The 15082-nt window shown below is 62.7% G+C and carries 15 protein-coding genes and 1 pseudogene; 3 read left to right on the top strand and 13 right to left on the bottom strand.

Features of this window, described 5'->3' with window-relative positions:
- Nucleotides 1-188: 188 nt before the first annotated feature.
- From KTJ87_RS15425 to KTJ87_RS15375, 11 genes are all read right to left on the bottom strand, one after another.
- Nucleotides 189-989, bottom strand: coding sequence for a metallophosphoesterase (locus tag KTJ87_RS15425; protein WP_267140044.1), 801 nt, complete (start codon nucleotides 987-989; stop codon nucleotides 189-191).
- A 7-nt stretch (nucleotides 990-996) separates the two neighbouring features.
- Nucleotides 997-1797: a carbohydrate ABC transporter permease gene (locus KTJ87_RS15420; RefSeq protein ID WP_267140043.1), complete on the bottom strand. Its 801-nt coding sequence runs from the start codon at nucleotides 1795-1797 to the stop codon at nucleotides 997-999.
- The gene (locus KTJ87_RS15415) at nucleotides 1794-2687 is read right to left on the bottom strand and encodes a carbohydrate ABC transporter permease (protein ID WP_267140042.1); all 894 of its coding nucleotides are present in this window, start codon (nucleotides 2685-2687) and stop codon (nucleotides 1794-1796) included. Before KTJ87_RS15415 ends, KTJ87_RS15420 begins: the two co-directional genes overlap by 4 nt.
- A 58-nt stretch (nucleotides 2688-2745) precedes the next feature.
- A complete protein-coding gene (locus KTJ87_RS15410) occupies nucleotides 2746-4008 on the bottom strand; it encodes an ABC transporter substrate-binding protein (RefSeq protein ID WP_267140041.1) in 1263 nt (420 codons plus the stop codon).
- Nucleotides 4009-4010: 2 nt separating this feature from the next.
- Nucleotides 4011-5117 carry an ABC transporter ATP-binding protein gene (locus KTJ87_RS15405; RefSeq protein ID WP_267140040.1) on the bottom strand — a complete coding sequence of 369 codons (1107 nt, stop codon included), beginning with the start codon at nucleotides 5115-5117 and terminating at the stop codon, nucleotides 4011-4013.
- Nucleotides 5114-5875, bottom strand: coding sequence for a DeoR/GlpR family DNA-binding transcription regulator (locus tag KTJ87_RS15400; protein ID WP_267140039.1), 762 nt, complete (start codon nucleotides 5873-5875; stop codon nucleotides 5114-5116). Before KTJ87_RS15400 ends, KTJ87_RS15405 begins: the two co-directional genes overlap by 4 nt.
- A 248-nt stretch (nucleotides 5876-6123) precedes the next feature.
- The gene (locus KTJ87_RS15395; RefSeq protein ID WP_323371852.1) at nucleotides 6124-6303 is read right to left on the bottom strand and encodes a tyrosine-type recombinase/integrase; all 180 of its coding nucleotides are present in this window, start codon (nucleotides 6301-6303) and stop codon (nucleotides 6124-6126) included.
- 24 nt (nucleotides 6304-6327) lie between these two features.
- Complete coding sequence (locus KTJ87_RS15390) at nucleotides 6328-6492, bottom strand: hypothetical protein (RefSeq protein WP_267140038.1); 165 nt, start codon at nucleotides 6490-6492, stop codon at nucleotides 6328-6330.
- A gap of 58 nt (nucleotides 6493-6550) precedes the next feature.
- Entirely contained in the window at nucleotides 6551-7942 is a 1392-nt protein-coding gene (locus KTJ87_RS15385; protein ID WP_267140037.1) for a serine hydrolase domain-containing protein, read from the bottom strand.
- 176 nt (nucleotides 7943-8118) lie between these two features.
- Entirely contained in the window at nucleotides 8119-8670 is a 552-nt protein-coding gene (locus KTJ87_RS15380; protein ID WP_267140036.1) for a hypothetical protein, read from the bottom strand.
- Nucleotides 8671-8847: 177 nt separating this feature from the next.
- On the bottom strand, nucleotides 8848-9147 hold the full coding sequence (locus KTJ87_RS15375) for a tyrosine-type recombinase/integrase (protein ID WP_267140035.1): 300 nt from the start codon (nucleotides 9145-9147) through the stop codon (nucleotides 8848-8850).
- 197 nt (nucleotides 9148-9344) lie between these two features.
- Between KTJ87_RS15375 and istA the strand changes: the two genes are divergently transcribed.
- The gene (istA, locus tag KTJ87_RS15370) at nucleotides 9345-10856 is read left to right on the top strand and encodes an IS21 family transposase (protein ID WP_267140034.1); all 1512 of its coding nucleotides are present in this window, start codon (nucleotides 9345-9347) and stop codon (nucleotides 10854-10856) included.
- Nucleotides 10853-11668, top strand: a complete 816-nt coding sequence (istB, locus tag KTJ87_RS15365; protein WP_267140033.1) for an IS21-like element helper ATPase IstB — start codon at nucleotides 10853-10855, stop codon at nucleotides 11666-11668. The genes istA and istB overlap by 4 nt, the downstream gene beginning before the upstream one ends.
- Before the next feature lie 619 nt (nucleotides 11669-12287).
- On the opposite strand, the gene KTJ87_RS15360 is transcribed toward istB, so the two are convergent.
- Nucleotides 12288-12800 (bottom strand): hypothetical protein, encoded by a 513-nt coding sequence (locus KTJ87_RS15360; RefSeq protein ID WP_267140032.1) that lies wholly within the window; start codon nucleotides 12798-12800, stop codon nucleotides 12288-12290.
- A gap of 238 nt (nucleotides 12801-13038) precedes the next feature.
- On the opposite strand from KTJ87_RS15360, the gene KTJ87_RS15355 reads away from it, so the two are divergent.
- Nucleotides 13039-14331 (top strand): MFS transporter, encoded by a 1293-nt coding sequence (locus KTJ87_RS15355; RefSeq protein WP_323371848.1) that lies wholly within the window; start codon nucleotides 13039-13041, stop codon nucleotides 14329-14331.
- A gap of 318 nt (nucleotides 14332-14649) precedes the next feature.
- Here the strand turns inward: KTJ87_RS15355 and KTJ87_RS15350 are convergent.
- Nucleotides 14650-14928: pseudogene (locus KTJ87_RS15350) on the bottom strand (ATP-binding protein); the annotation flags it as partial.
- Between the last annotated feature and the right edge of the window lie 154 nt (nucleotides 14929-15082).

Genomic DNA, 15082 nt, shown 5'->3' with positions numbered 1-15082 from the left:
CAAAGCCATCGACGAGCCTGTCCGATTGCTCGACACGTGAGGGCTTCTCCTTCCCTTGTTACCCGCCTTGCTCGGTTTCAGTTGCCTGATCTCGACGTCAACGGGCGATTGCATGCCGCTGATAGTGTGCTTGCCCTTTGAGTGCTCGGCTCCCCCCGACCTTCATCCGGCGGTTACCAGAGCCGAACCTAGCTGAACGGGAACGGATCGGCGAAATCTGCCGATGAGATCAGGGCACTTTGGCAATGGTCGCCGAAGCTGTGCAGAACAGCGCCGCGATGGCCTGGGATAAAGCCAAACTCCATTCGCGCGCGCATATCGAGGATGACGGCATGAGAGGTGCCTGGCGCGATCACCACCTGTCGACCCGCGAACTGTCCGATCATCATGCGGTGGACATGACCGCAGGCGATCTGCAATGGGCCGGCATGGGCGACGACGATTTCGGCCAGTTCACTGTGGTTCAAAAGGCCGATGTCATCCATCGCCGCGATCCCGGTCGTGCAGGGGGGGTGGTGCATGAACAGCAGGACCTGCCGCCCTTGCAGGCCGCGAAGTGTGGACGACAACCAATCGAGGCTTTCGGCGGCGAGCGTGCCGTGCGCGGCTCCCTCGACGAGGGTATCGACCCCCAGTAGCGTCACGTCGCCGACATCCTCGCGCCAGTTGATCGGCCCTGTTGCGGGCATCGAGAGCGCATCCGCTGCAAGCGCGCGCACGCCTTCGCGGCTGTCATGGTTGCCGGGAATGACGCGCCAGGGCAATGGACATTCCGCCATGATCGCCTGAAGCATCGCATAGGCATCGACGCATCCGGTCTCGGTCAGATCCCCCGAGAGAACAATACGTTCGACCGGTCCGATGGCAGGTAAAAGCCCGGCTAGCCCCGACAGCATTTCTCGCAAGGCTTGGGCGGTATCGATTTGGCCGTGGAATAACTGTCCCTCTGGCATGATGTGAAGGTCAGAAACTTGTAGGATACGGGTCATGGCTGCCTCATTTCACGCCTGCCGTGAGGAAGGCTTGGACAAACTGGCGCTGGAAGATCAGGAACCCGACAAGCAAGGGCGCGATCACCATGACTGTCGCCGCCGAAATCACCGCTATATCGACGCCGTTCTCTGGCGCAGCAAAGAGCGACAGGCCGACGGTCAGGGGTCGCGTCGAAGGCGAGTTGGTTACGATCAGGGGCCAGAGAAAGTTGTTCCAGTGTGTCGCCACCGAGACCAGCGCATAGGCCAGGTAGGTGGGGCGTGCGGCGGGAACGTAGACCCGCCAGAGAACGCCCAGCGTTCCACAGCCCTCGACGCGGGCAGCCTCTTCAAGCTCCTTTGGGACCGATTTGAACGCCTGCCGCATCAGGAAGATGCCGAAGGCCGAGGCCATGTAGGGCGCGCCGATGCCTAGTATGCTGTCCAGCAGGCCAAGGGACGCCGCGACGCGGTAGTTTTCTACGATCAGCACTTCGGGCAGGATGAAAAGCTGCATCAGCACAAGGATGAACAGCGCGTCTCGCCCGCGAAACTCGGTCTGGGCAAAGGCATAGCCCGCCAGTGTGCATAACAGGAACTGCCCCGCGAGGATCAGCGTGACCAGCAGGAAGGTATTGAAAAAATAGCGCAGCCACGGCGCCCCCGCCCAGACGGTGCGGAAATTGTCGAGTGTCAGCGGCGCGCCAAGACGGAAATTGACCGCGTCGCCGACATTGTGGAACGCCGCCCAGAGGGCAAAGATCAGCGGCGAAATCCACAGAAGGGCCAGCAAGAGCGCCGCCGCGGGCTCAAGATACCGGATCATCGGTAGTGCACCCTTCGGTCCAGCACAAGAAACTGGAAGGCGGCCAGCGCCCCGAGCAGCAGCAGCACCAGCACTGTCATTGCTGCCGCCGATGGCCGGTCGAAGAAGGCAAAGGCGTTTTCCCAGATGTAGTAAAGGATCAGCTTGCTGCTGTCCGACGGCCCGCCCTTGGTGAGGATGAACAGGTGGTCGATCAGTTTGACCGAATTGATCATCGCGTTGACCAGAATAAACAGCGTCGTGGGCATCAGAAGCGGGAGCACGATCCGGCGCGTATAGGTCCAGCGGCTAGCCCCCTCGATCTCGGCGGCTTCCTGGAGGTCGGGCGGGATCGTCTGGAGGGCCGCCAGGTAGAAGACCATGAAGAACCCCGCCTCCTTCCAGATCGTCATCACGCAGATCGCCCAGAGCGCGGTGTCGGGTTGACCAAGCCAGTTGACCGGGCCCGCGCCGAACAGCGCGCCGATCTGGTTGAGGATGCCGAAACTCGGGGTGTAGAAGAACAGCCACAGGTTCGCCGCCGCGATCATCGGCAAGACGGTGGGCGTGAAATAGGCGGTGCGGATGAAGCTGCGCGCTGGAATGCGCGCGTTCGCCCAGAGCGCCATCACGAGAGCAAGTGCCATCGACACGGGGATCGTGACCGCCGCATAGAACAGGTTGTTGCTCACAACTTGCCAGAAGGTCGGATCGTCGAAGAGATAGCGATAGTTCTCAAGCCCGATGAATTCTGCCGGGTTGCGTCGGGTCCCGCGTGACCAGAGCGAGGTGATGACCGTGGCAAGCGACGGGTAGAAGGCAAATGTCGCAAGCATGATCAGTGCGGGCGACAGCAACAACCATCCGTGCAGGGCACGTCGGCGGCGTTCCAGAGTGAAGGCATCGGTCATCGCAAGCTCCATCACGGGACCGGTATGGAACCGGACCCGTGACTGATCGGAAAAGCGCTTAGCGGTAGGCGCGCAGCTGTGCGTCGGCCGCGGCCTGCGCCCCGGCAAGCGCCTCTTGCGGGCTCTTGGCGCCGGTAAGCGCTGACTGGATCGCGTTGTTCAACTCCTCGCGCACCCGCGCCGTCTCGAAGGTCGAGAATTCGGCCACCGCATCTTCAAGCTGGTCGCGCGCCACAAGCGCAGGCGGGAACTGGGCGGTATAGGCCTGAAGCGCCTCGGTCTCGTAGGCAGCGGGCGACACGCCCATGTAGCCGGTGGCGATCGACCACTCGGCCGCCTGCTCGGGCGCGGTCATGAACTTGATCAGTTCCAGCGCAGCCTGCTTTTCCTCATCGGTTGACTCCTTGAACAGGTAGAAGTTGCCGCCACCCGTGGGCGAACCGGCACGGGCGTTGCCCGGAAGCACGGAGACGCCGAAATCGAACGTGGCGCTGTCTTTCACGGCCGTTAGGTTGCCCGTCGAGTGCCACATCATCGCGGTCTCGCCTTCGAGAAACGCCTGGCGCAACGTGCCCCATTCCACGGTGCCCTCGGGCATGATGCCATGCTCGGTCGACAGAGATTGCCAGAACTCCAGCGTCTCGACAACGGCCGGGTCGTCGAAGCTGGTGGTCAGGCCGTCGCTCGACATCAGTTCCTTGCCGTTCTGGATCGCCAGTGCCTGGAACATCCAGTAGGGATAACCGGTGGAGGGGATCATGATCCCATAGTGATCGTCATTGGTCAGGGCCTTGCCCATCTCGACCATTTCGTCCCAGGTGGTGGGGGCCTTTTCGGGGTCGAGCCCCGCCTCGCGGAACATGTCCTTGTTGTAGTAGGCGACGATGGTCGAGCGCTGGAACGGCACGCCCCAGGTCTGGCCCTCGATGATGCTGTTGGCCATCAGCGCAGGGTAAAATCCGTCGAGCCAAGCCTTGTCCTCTTCGGTCTCGATGACGGACTCGAAGGGGACGATCAGGTCCTGCTCAATCAGGTCGTAGGCGTCGATCGAGAACAGCACGGCAAGCTGTGCAGGCTCGCCCGATTCCAGCGCGGCCAAGGCCTTGATCCGGGTGTCGTCGTAGTTTCCGGCATAGATCGCATTGACTGAGATGTCGGGGTTCTGCGCCTCGAACCTGGCGACGATCCCGTCCACCACCTCGGTCAGCGGGCCGCCAACGGCGATCGGATAATACATGGTCAGCTCAATCTCGGCATGGGCCGGATTGACCAATGCGGTGGAGGCCGCCAAGATGGCGGATACAGCAGCGATACGGGTCATGTTCAAAGGTCCTCTTTGACTGTTTTCGGTGAAGGGGGGGCCTTCTGGCCATCCTCAGGCGCGGGAATTTGGCGATTGCGCGCCTTCGGATTCTGTTGCGGCTCCTTTTCCAACTTTCCGGTGACGGAGTTGAAAAGGAGCCGGTTCTCCTCTGGGATGGTGACACCGACTGTCTCGCCGATCCCGATGTGTGCCGCGCCGGGCAGCATCACGGCTAGGCCGCGCGCTGCCGACTGGTCGAGCTCCAGCCGTGTGTCGCCACCAAGAAACTCGATATCCGCTACAACAGTGTCCAGGTCTCCGCCCCCGGCGGCGGCGAGCCGGACGTTCTCAGGCCGGATGCCGACCGTAACCTCGTCGGGATATCCCAGAGCCGGCCCTTCGATCAGCGACATGGGCGGCTCACCGATGAATTGCGCGGCAAAGGTGGTGGCCGGGCGGGAGTAGAGGTCGGAAGGCGTGCCGACCTGCTCGACTCGGCCATCCTGCATCAGCACGACCGTGTTCGACAGGCTCATCGCCTCGCCTTGATCGTGGGTGACATAGACCACCGTCAGCCCCAGCTTGCGCGCCAGATCCCGTATGTCACGTCGCACCGAATGACGTAGCCTCGCGTCGAGGTTCGAGAGCGGCTCATCCATAAGGCATAGCGGTCGTTCGGCCACCGCCGCGCGGGCTAGCGCCACGCGCTGTCGCTGTCCGCCCGACAATTCGGACGGCTTGCGCCGTTCCAGCCCATCGAGCCCCGTCATCGTCAGCACCTCGGCAAGCCGCTGCTCGCGCTCCGCCCGTCCGACGCGCCGCACCTTGAGGCCGAAGATCACGTTCTCGGCGACGCTCAGGTGCGGAAACAGCGCATAGGATTGAAACACCATCGACAAGTTGCGCGCCGAGGCCGGCAAGGCAGTGACATCGCGCCCGTCGATCACGATGCGGCCCGCTTGTGGCTGTTCAAGTCCAGCGATCAGACGCAGCAACGTGGATTTTCCACAGCCCGACGGTCCAAGGATCGATAGGAATTCGCCGCGGGGCAAAGCGAGGCTGATGCCTTGCACGCCGCCTTGTCCCTTCCATTGCCGGGTGACGCCGTCGAGGGTGAGAAAGCTCATGATGCGTCCCCTACGACAATCAGGCGATCGTCGAGCGCGTCGAGAAGCGCAGAGAACCGCGCATCCGGGCGCGCCTCGGTCACCACGTGGTCAGCCTCGTGCAGATATCCGCCGACAGCGGGAGCGTGTCGGCCGAATTTCGAACGGTCTACGACCAGTATGGCTTGGCGGGAATTGTCGCGCGCGGTCTGACGAATGCGCACCTCAGGGGCATGGAAATCGAGCAGCATCCCGTCGTTGTCGATCCCGGCAGCCCCGTAGATCGCGAAATCGGCCCGGTAGGCCTTGAACAGATCGACCGCCTGCGACCCGAGTATGTCTCGATCCGGCAGGCGCAACTCGCCTCCGGGCATGATAATTCGCGCACCGGGAGCCTCTGAGAGCGCCATCGCGGCGTTGAGGTTGTTGGTGATGACCGTCAGTCCTTCGCGCTCCGCAAGGGCGGCGGCCACCACGGCGGGCGTCGTTCCGATTGAGAAGAACAGCGTCGCTCCATTGGGGATCAACTGCGCTACACGTCCCGCGATCTGCTGCTTGGCCGCGACATTGAGCGAGCTGCGCGCCGCATAGGGCAAGTTCGAACTGCCTTCGATGAACTCGGCCCCCCCGTGCAGGCGCCGCAGCTTGCCCTGTGCACACAGCGCATTGATATCGCGACGAACGGTGTGGCTGGAAACGCAGAGAACCTCTGCCAACTCGTCCACCATGACGCGTCCGCGCGCCTGGGCCGTTTCAAGAATCGTCGACTGCCTGTTCATCTCGCATCCCCTCAATGCTCTTATGAGCACGAATCATGACATGCGGATGAAGTTTGTGCTCAAAGAAGCCTTTCGCACATGCAGATCGAGTTGGGTGTCATTTTCACTCAGCCAAAAGACCAAGGCTGATGGCCTTCCGTTGACCCCACCTCGATTCAGACACTGAACGCGTGCCTCCACACCGAAAGAGTGGCCACAGCATGTTTCGTCGTTCATGCGGAGCCATCTTGAAGGTAGGTTGGAACAGCCTAAGCCGCCCGGAAGTCCTGCTCGAGCTTCTCGAACATGGCGACGTCCTTCTCGGGGTCCTCGAACAAATGGCCATAGCAGTCCATCGTCATGGTGATGTTCGCGTGACCGAGTAGCGTCTGTGTCTTCTTCGGATTCCAGCCCTGCTCGATGAACAGGGACGCCGCTGCGTGTCGCAGACTGTTGATCGTGATCAGGCACTTTCAGTCACCGGCGGCGAGCCCGGGATCGCGCATCATCGGCAGATAGACGCGGTTTTGGAAGTTGGCGTAGTTCTGCGGTTTGGCGATGCTGGCGGTGGTGCCAATGAGCGCGGCGTGTCTCGCTGCGTTCTCCGATGCCCCCCCGACCGCCTGTGCCTCTGCCAAGCAGCTTTGACCTCTTGGATTCGTCCCGATGCGGCGCAGGGTCTTCAACCTGACTGATCTACGTCCTGCGCCACCGGCGGATCCGGATCAGGCCGCCCACCGCCGTCAAGGCGAACATAACGCCGATCCAGATTGCGATATCGGGCGCCTGACGCGCGAACTGCGGCAAGGAAAGACCAAGATATGCGGGCAGCCCGATGATCAGTGCCAGAATTATCGCAACATCCGCTGAGGTCGCGCGCAGGGGGCGCTCTGCGGGGTCGCGTCCCGACAGGATGCGCATGGTGGAATAGCCGTGGTGCAGCAATAGCGCGGCCAGGCCGGTCCAAAGCACCATGAGCCAGGCCCGGAACGACACCCAGAACGAAAGCGGCTCCGATCCGAGGATGAGTCCTGCGGTGTCTGCAGCCAGCCTGTGGCTGGTCGGACGCGTCGGCAGTGGCAAGGTCGAGGACGCGTTCAGCAAGACGGCGATCCCGATGCCTTGGTCCGGCAAGAGGATCATCATGCCCTGATGTTCGGGGAGCACGCCGCCGTGATGGATGGCCCTTGCCCCGCGCAAGGTTCCTTCTCGCCAGCCAAGCGCATAGCGAAACCCGCCGCCGTCCACCGCGCCATCGTGCATTCTCCGCATCCCGGCCGTGCTTAGCAGAACCTTGCCGGTCCAGCGCCCGTCACCGAGCTGGAACCTGAGGAATTGAGCCATATCCTGCGCGCTGGCTGTGACGGAGGCCGTCGCGAGGCGGCCCTGTTCTTCCCCCGGGCGGTGGGCGATTGGCCAGATCGTCCAGTAGCGGTGGCCGGCCGTGCCTGACTGCGCGCCCAACCCGAGCGGGGCGCTGACCTCACGCGCCAGCAAGTCAGAGAACCTCGCCCCGGACGCACGTTCGAGCATCCGCGCGGCGACAAGATAATTCGCGCTCGAGTAGATGTGGCGCGTTCCGGGCGGCGCGACGAGGCTGACATCGACAAGGGCATCGACATGCTTCGAAAGCGGATCCGAAGGGCCCGCCTGAGGCGTGCGCGTCGGCAGGCCGCTGGTGTGGTGCAATAAGTCGGCGAGAGTTGCACCGCTCTGACCCAGTTTTGCAAGATCTGGCAAGAGCGATGACACCTGCGCATCCAGCGTGATAGTGCCCTGTTCCACCAGGCGCATGGTGACGAGAGCGGTGAAGGCCTTGCTCATCGATCCCAGACGAAAGGGCTTGCGATCCGTCACAATGGTCCCTTGTGCGTCCACGCCATAGCCGCCGAGAAAAAGAACCTCATCCTTGTCCACGATGACGACGGCCGCGCCGGGCACATGGTTGGTTTCGAGCATTCGCCGGACATGGCTATCGATCGCTTCGGAGTCGACGGAGGCAGCGCATGCCAGCCCCGCGCCGGACAAGATGGCCAACGCCGCGAGCCAAAGGGCCGCCGCCGCACCGCCGCGCCACAAGGCGTGCATGCAAAATCGGGGCGGCTGCCGTGGTGCCTGATGCGCCGAGATACACCGCCCGCCCATGATCGACCTCACTGTTCAGCACCCGCGTAGCGACCCTGCCAAGCCTGCATCAAACCCGATCGAGGTCGAAGCATTATTCCCGAGGATTCCGTTTCATGGCCAGTCCCGACGCGAGTCTTCTACGACCTGTCTTTCGGTCTGCGTCGCTCAAAGTCCTTTCGCAGATTGCGGACGCGGGCCCGTACCGACGCGGCGGGATCCTCTGCCATCTTTTCAAGCAAAGAGTCGTCAGCCGTTCCCGCCAGACTGCACAGGGCATCCAGCGCCCAAGCCCGCAGAAACGGCCGCTCGGCGCCAAGCCTGTCCAGCAGCCACGCCCGCAGCCGATCTTCGTCGACCCCAGGCACCTCCAGCCGCCGCACGATCTGACAAACGTGCAGCCTTGCCTGCCATGCCGTCACCTTGTCCAGCGAGGCAATCAGGCGTTCGGTGCGCGCTGCATCCAGGCTGCCGCCGGCCTCCAACGCCGACTTCAAGATCCAAGTGGCGCCTTCGGATACCCTTTCTTCCTCACTTGCTGCGAGGTCGACGATGCAATCGAGGAACCCGGGCTCGTTGTGGAACCGCACTGCCAATTCCGCAAGGGCGGACGGTGACCGGCCATCGTAGGCGCCAAGACTGGCCCGCACCTGAGCGATCTGCATGGCCGATACAGGGCCCTGCTGGTCCATGGTTGATCAAGTCCTCGTCGCGTGCGGCCTTCCGTCGAAGGCAGGAGAGCGAATACCGACCAGACCGTCGGCTGATTGGCGGATCAAGTGCAGCTTGTGAAAGTATAGCGCTACACACGACCGGCCAGAGCTCCGGGAGCCCGGTCGCATTCGCGCAAGTGTTGTCGCAAGGCCTTCTCACGCCGCCCTGAAGTCCTGCTCGAGCTTCTCGAACATGGCGACGTCCTTCTCGGGGTCCTCGAACAGATGACCGTAGCAGTCCATCGTCATGGTTATGTTCGCGTGCCCGAGCAGCGTCTGGATCTTCTTCGGGTTCCAGCCTTGTTCGATGAAGAGGGACGCCGCAGCGTGGCGCAGGCTGTGGATCGTGAACAGGCAATTTCCCTCGCCATCCACGAGACCGAGATCGCGCATCATCGGCACGTAGATGCGGTTGTAGATGTTGGCGTAGTTCTGCAGGCCCGGGCAGCGGTGCACGCAGGCTGACCATGATCTTGTGTTGAGCGAAAACCACCATGGCCGGTGCCGACAACCACCTTGGCCGGTGGGGCTGAACGGAAGATGGGCATGCCCGTCTGGAGGGCAGCCCTACTGGCCTGAGTGATGTCAAGGAAGGTGCTGGTCGCTGCGGGTTGGTAAGCCGGGTTCCTCTGCCGTCAAATGGAGGATCCGGGTTGGCCTACAAACCCATCACCGACCAGCAATTGAGATTGTACCTGACCGACCTCCAAGACCACAGCCAGCGCACAGCGGCCGCCCGTGCCGGGTTCAGCGAACGGACCGCGCGACGGTTCGATGCCGATCCGACGCTGCCTTCGAACCGCAAGATCGTTCACGGGCGCACGGCGGCAGATCCCCTTCAAGTTTATTGGCAGAACGACCTCCTGCCGTTGCTGGAGAAGGACAGCGCGCTGCAGGCCGTCACCCTGTTGCGCCATCTTCAGAGCGAACATCCGCTGGCTTTCCCTGATGATCGCATCCGGCGAACGCTGGAACGGCGCGTCCGACAGTGGCGGGCGCTGAACAATCCCGAGCGCGACAGCATCTTCCGCCAGACGCCGGAACCGGGATACATGGCCCAGTCCGACTTCACCCATGCCGAGGAGCTGGAGGTGACGATCGCGGGCCAGCCGTTCCCGCACCTGCTCTACCACTTCGTCATGGTTTACAGCCGCTGGGAGCACGTCGGCGTGGTTCTGGGCGGGGAAAGCTTCACGGCGCTGGCCGAGAACCTGCAGCAGGCCCTCTGGTCGCTAGGCGGTGCACCGCAAAACCATCGCACCGACAGTCTCTCGGCAGCTTTCCGCAACCTGACCGCCGACGAGCGCGAAGACATGACCAGGCGATACAGTGCCTTCGTCGGCCATTTCGGCATGGACGCCAGCCGCAACAACCGCGGCGAGGCCCATGAGAACGCCGCGGTGGAATCCCAGCACCGGCATCTCAAGAAGGCGATCGAACAGGCGCTGATCCTGCGCGGCAGCCGCGACTTTGCCTGCATCGAGGACTACCGGCGCTTCGTCGACTTCCTGGTGGCACGGCGTAACCGGCAACGGGCGGCCGCGGTTCAGGCGGAACGGGCCCATCCGAAACCCCTGCCGCCCCGTCGCACGACAGACTTCACCGAGATCGTGGTGCCGGTCGCGCGGACGGGCGGCTTTCTGGTCAAGAGCATCTTCTACAGCACGCCATCGCAACTGATCGGGCAGCGTCTGCGGGTCCACCTCTACGACGACCGCCTTGAGGAGGCATTGCTCGGCAGCACCCTGGTCGTCAGCCACCTCCGCGCCCGTGGCCGCGTTGATGGCCACCGCGTGCATGTCATCAACTACCACCACGTGGTCAATGCCCTGCGGCGTAAACCGCAAGCCCTGTGGACTTCGATCTACCGCGACAGCCTGTTCCCGCGGACCGAATACGCTGAGGCCTGGAAGGTTTTGCAACGCGACCTGCCGCGCCGCGAGGCCTGCCGCCGAATGGTCGATCTGCTGTTCATCGCCCACGACCAGACCTGCGAGGCCGAGCTTGCGCATCTCCTCGCGGACGATCCCGCCGCTGGTCGGGTGCCGGATCCTGACCTGCTGGCATCCCGACTGAGCCCGATGCCGACGGCGCTGCCGAGGAATGTCGCCGTCGCACATCCGTCGCTCGACAGCTTCGACGCTCTGCTGGGGGCCCGCGCATGACCGCCCGCGAGGTCAATATCCACACGCTGCCCGGCATGCTGACCGCGCTGCGCCTGCCCAGCTTCCACAAACTCTGGGCCGAGATCGCCACCCGCGCCGATACCGAAGGTCAGCCCGCCGCCCGTTTCCTCGCCGTGTTGGCGGAATATGAGCTGGCCGAGCGGGACATGCGTCGCATCCGGCGCCACCTGAACGAGGCGCAGCTGCCGGCGGGCAAGACGCTGGCAACGTTCGACTTCAAGGCCCTGCCGACCCTGCCGCGTGCCCGGGTGGAGGCTCTGGCGGCCGGCGACCGGCTGGAGGGTGGCGGCAATCTGATCGCCATTGGCAACTCCGGCACCGGCAAGACGCACATTCTCTGTGCCGTCGGCCTCGCCCTCGTCGAGGCGGGATACCGCGTGTTGTATACCCGCACCAGCGATCTGGTGCAGAGGCTCCAGGCCGCCCGTTGCGATCTCGCCCTTGAAGCCGCACTCGCCAAACTCCACAAGTTCGACCTGATCATCCTCGACGACATCACCTACGCCCACAAGGACCAGGCCGAAACGGGCGTGCTCTTCGAGCTGGTCGCCAGTCGCTACGAATACCGCAGCATCGCCATCGCTGCCAACCAGCCCTTCAGCGGCTGGGACCAGATCTTCCCGGACAAAGCGATGACCGTCGCGGCCATCGACCGTCTGGTCCACCACGCAACCATCCTCGAGATGAATGCCGCAAGCTTCCCTCAGCGTGCGACTGCCTCCAACAAGAGGGCTCAGGTCGAAGCACCCGCGACAACCAACAACGACAACCAGAACCAAGGAGAGACCTGAGACAGAATAGCGAACGACACACCAACTCCGGCGGCTGAAAACCGGCCAAGGTGGTTGTCGGTCAAGGCCAAGGTGGTTGACGCTCTACAGTCGACGCTAGATCTCTTTCAGGAGCCGAAAGCCGTAGAGACTATCCTGCCCTAGATAGACCGCGAACGTCGACTAATTGAGATCAGCGTGCAATTCTCGGAAACGCACCGGACTTCCACTTCCCCGCCCAGGGGATAGCAAAAAATACGAGCGCAGTTCGCCTAGAGCAGCCTGTCCATGCCTTCCCGCTCGAACAAAAGGAAGATCACAGTGAAGCGGCCATAAGCCGCGAGATCGGCGTTGCCCAACGCAAAACCGCGCCGGGTCCAAACTCAACCAGAGCAGCTGAAATAGTGGTGCCCGGGGGCGGAATCGAACCACCGACACGAGGATTTTCAATCCGGCCTGACTGAAGTCTTGTAAGGTGTCTTCCAATTTGCGTTGAGCAACGTAATTTGAATTAATCGCTGCTGCCGCGGCTGCGGTGAGGCAGTTCCCGTCATCGCAGTGAAGCGTTCAGCCGTCGCTCTCCTATAGTGGTAGAAACTCGATGTGCTCTACCTTTGTCCGATGCTCTGCACTCGGCTGGCTAGGACGTTTCGGCGGTTCCGGGGCTGAAGAACGCTCGAAGCTTGGCCAGCAGGATCTGAGCGCGAGTAGAAATCGGCAAGTCTGGGATTTCGGTTGTGGGGTCCTTCATGAACTCCCAGATCGCGCGGTCGATATCCTCTAGGCCAGTGCCAAGCTCCCGGGCCTTTCGCACCACGTCGGTCTGGGTGTCGATCCAGTCCACGAGCCCTGCCTTGATCCGGTCATCGTCCAGCGGGATGGCATCGACCAGTTCCTGTGTCGCCGCGGCCGCATCCGATGCCCCAACCGCTTCCAGATGCGTGGGCATCTCTTCGATGCGTTGCGCACAGTCACGTTGAAGGACGCTGCCGAGAAGCCCGGCCGATCCTTGGGTGCATCGTCGCCAGATCAGGGCGCTGAGCACCGCCTCCTGATCCTGGGACAGCTCGTCCTGCGAGGCGAGCGCGCGTTCGATCTGCGGCAGGGAAGCGGGATCTTCCTGCCCCAGCAGATTGTGTAAGGTTTCCGTCATGCCTGCGATGGTATCAGGTTGATCAAGGAATCATAACCGCCCTTTTGCAAAGGTGGTTTAATCAATTAAAAACAATTATTTGGCCGGTCGGTTGCGGCCTTTGCAAAGACCCGATTGCGACTTGGCCAGATGCCCATGTCGCAAAGGACCGTGATTGTGGCGCTGCGGCGATGACGGCAAGGACCATGTCGTGACAGGACCGCCGCAACGTCACCTAGACCGTGCGAAGGGCCATCAGATGCAGAACACGTCGTCCGGTGTGGGTGCCCTCTTGATCGGGATATTCCTGATCATGCTCGGAAATGGCATGCATTTCACCCTGATCGGCCTGCGCGGCGGGATTGAGAACTTCTCGGCATCGGAGCTGGCCGTCGTCACCTCGGGTTACTTCCTCGGTTTCCTGTCCGGCGCGCGCCTGACGCCGTTGCTGATCCGGCGCGTCGGTCATGTCCGTGTCTTCGCGGCGCTGGGCAGTTTCATGTCAGCGGGACTGATCGCCTTTCCCCTTCTGGCCGAGCCCTGGGCCTGGACCGTGCTGCGCGTCCTCGTGGGCTTTTGCATGTCCGGCATCTACGTTGCCGCCGAAAGCTGGCTGAACAACGCGGCCACCAACGCCACCCGCGGCAAGGTTCTGTCGGCCTACATGATCGCGCAGACGCTGGGGATCATCGGGGCGCAGGGTCTATTGACGCTTGGCGATCCGACGACATCGGCGCTTTTCATCGGGGCCTCGATCCTTGTTTCGATTTCCTTTGCGCCCATCCTGTTGTCGGCAACGCCGGTGCCGCCGGTCGAGGTCGCGCAGCCTATGTCGCTGCGCAAGCTCTTCGTCGGCTCGCCACTGGGCACGGTGGGCATTTTCCTTCTGGGCAGCGTCTATGCCACCCAGTCCGGCATGGGTGCCGTTTTCGGAAGCCAGATCGGGATGACGACATCGCAGATCGCGCTGTTTGTCGCGATGCTCTTCGCGGGTGCCTTGCTGCTGCAATACCCGATCGGCTGGCTGTCCGACCGGATCGACCGGCGTCGGCTGATCTTCGGCTCGGCCCTGATCGGGGCGGCGGCCTGCACCTTTGGATGGATTGTGGGGCTTGGCGGGCCGTTACCGCAGGACGGCGGCAGCCAGTTGCTCTTGATGGCTGCAGCCTTCCTTGCGGGCGGTGTGACGACGCCGCTGTATGCGTTACTGCTGGCCTACACCAACGATTTCCTGCCCTCCGAGGACATGCCAGCCGCATCTGGGGGGCTGGTATTCACCTTCGGGCTGGGGGCGATCCTTGGCCCGCTGATGACCGGCTGGGCTATGCAGGGCATCGGACCGTTCGCCTTCTGGCTTGTCCTTGGCGTCACTTTCGGAAGCCTAAGTCTTTACGCGCTTTACCGGATGACCCAGCGCGCCAGCGCGCCCGCACAGGACACCGATAGTTATCTCGGCGTCCTTCCCACCACGTCGGCGGTTGCTGTCGAGGCGGCAGGCGTCTGGGCCGCCGAGCAGGCCGATGCCGACCGCACCGAAGACCGCACAAACTAGGGGCGCCGTGCGTCCCTATCCCGCCGCCGCCTCGCCACATCGGGGATGTTCTGCACGAGCCGTGTCGGTTCAACAGATCGACGGCATGCCCAGCCGATTTGACGCAGTAGCCCTAGCTGCCGGAGCCAAGACCCAGTAGTGGCTCGTAGCGGACCAGATGCGGCCCAAGCTGCCGAAACTTGCCACGCTCATGGATACGGCGGAGGAGGATGCGTATTCCGGAACATCCGGCCACCCATTCCGATCACATCCGGCCACCTGTTCCGATTTTATCCGGCCACCAGTGACGCGTTGCCGTGAGGCAGCGTGTTTCGGGTATCAGCTTTGAGGCATTTCGTCATCCGTCTTGGCGATGGTTTTGCGCATGGACGCGCCCTCCAGCTCGAGGCGGTAAGCGTTATGAACGATGCGATCGAGGATGGCGTCGGCGAAGGTCGGTTCTCCGATCACGTCATGCCATGCCGTGATGGGCAACTGGCTGGTGATCATCGTCGAGCCGCGGCCATACCGTTCTTCAACGATCTCCATCAGATCGCGGCGCTGCGTGGCGGTGAGCCGGTCCGGCCCCCAGTCATCCAGGATGAGCAGCTGCGCCTTGGTGGACTTGCCCGGGAAATGTGGAGAGCACCAACTGAGGAACCAGGAGGTGTTCAATGGGAAACGGAAACAGACCTACGCCAGAGTTTCGGCGCGAAGCGGTCAGGCTGGCACTGACCAGCGGTCGGACACGGCGCGAGATCGCGGAAGATTT

Source organism: Anianabacter salinae (genome assembly GCF_019061145.1).
Taxonomy (GTDB): Bacteria; Pseudomonadota; Alphaproteobacteria; order Rhodobacterales; family Rhodobacteraceae; genus Anianibacter; species Anianibacter salinarum.
The sequence above is the reverse complement of the archived record's forward strand: the minus strand, read 5'-3'. Positions and strand labels throughout refer to the sequence as shown.

What these genes read in the sequence shown, in the direction of transcription:
- KTJ87_RS15425 (WP_267140044.1), bottom strand. Translation starts at nt 989, where the DNA reads ATGACCCGTATCCTACAAGTTTCTGACCTTCACATCATGCCAGAGGGA.
- KTJ87_RS15405 (WP_267140040.1), bottom strand. Translation starts at nt 5,117, where the DNA reads ATGAGCTTTCTCACCCTCGACGGCGTCACCCGGCAATGGAAGGGACAA.
- KTJ87_RS15400 (WP_267140039.1), bottom strand. Translation starts at nt 5,875, where the DNA reads ATGAACAGGCAGTCGACGATTCTTGAAACGGCCCAGGCGCGCGGACGC.
- KTJ87_RS15385 (WP_267140037.1), bottom strand. Translation starts at nt 7,942, where the DNA reads ATGCACGCCTTGTGGCGCGGCGGTGCGGCGGCGGCCCTTTGGCTCGCG.
- KTJ87_RS15415 (WP_267140042.1), bottom strand. Translation starts at nt 2,687, where the DNA reads ATGACCGATGCCTTCACTCTGGAACGCCGCCGACGTGCCCTGCACGGA.
- KTJ87_RS15380 (WP_267140036.1), bottom strand. Translation starts at nt 8,670, where the DNA reads ATGGACCAGCAGGGCCCTGTATCGGCCATGCAGATCGCTCAGGTGCGG.
- KTJ87_RS15355 (WP_323371848.1), top strand. Translation starts at nt 13,039, where the DNA reads ATGCAGAACACGTCGTCCGGTGTGGGTGCCCTCTTGATCGGGATATTC.
- istB (WP_267140033.1), top strand. Translation starts at nt 10,853, where the DNA reads ATGACCGCCCGCGAGGTCAATATCCACACGCTGCCCGGCATGCTGACC.
- KTJ87_RS15410 (WP_267140041.1), bottom strand. Translation starts at nt 4,008, where the DNA reads ATGACCCGTATCGCTGCTGTATCCGCCATCTTGGCGGCCTCCACCGCA.
- KTJ87_RS15360 (WP_267140032.1), bottom strand. Translation starts at nt 12,800, where the DNA reads ATGACGGAAACCTTACACAATCTGCTGGGGCAGGAAGATCCCGCTTCC.
- KTJ87_RS15420 (WP_267140043.1), bottom strand. Translation starts at nt 1,797, where the DNA reads ATGATCCGGTATCTTGAGCCCGCGGCGGCGCTCTTGCTGGCCCTTCTG.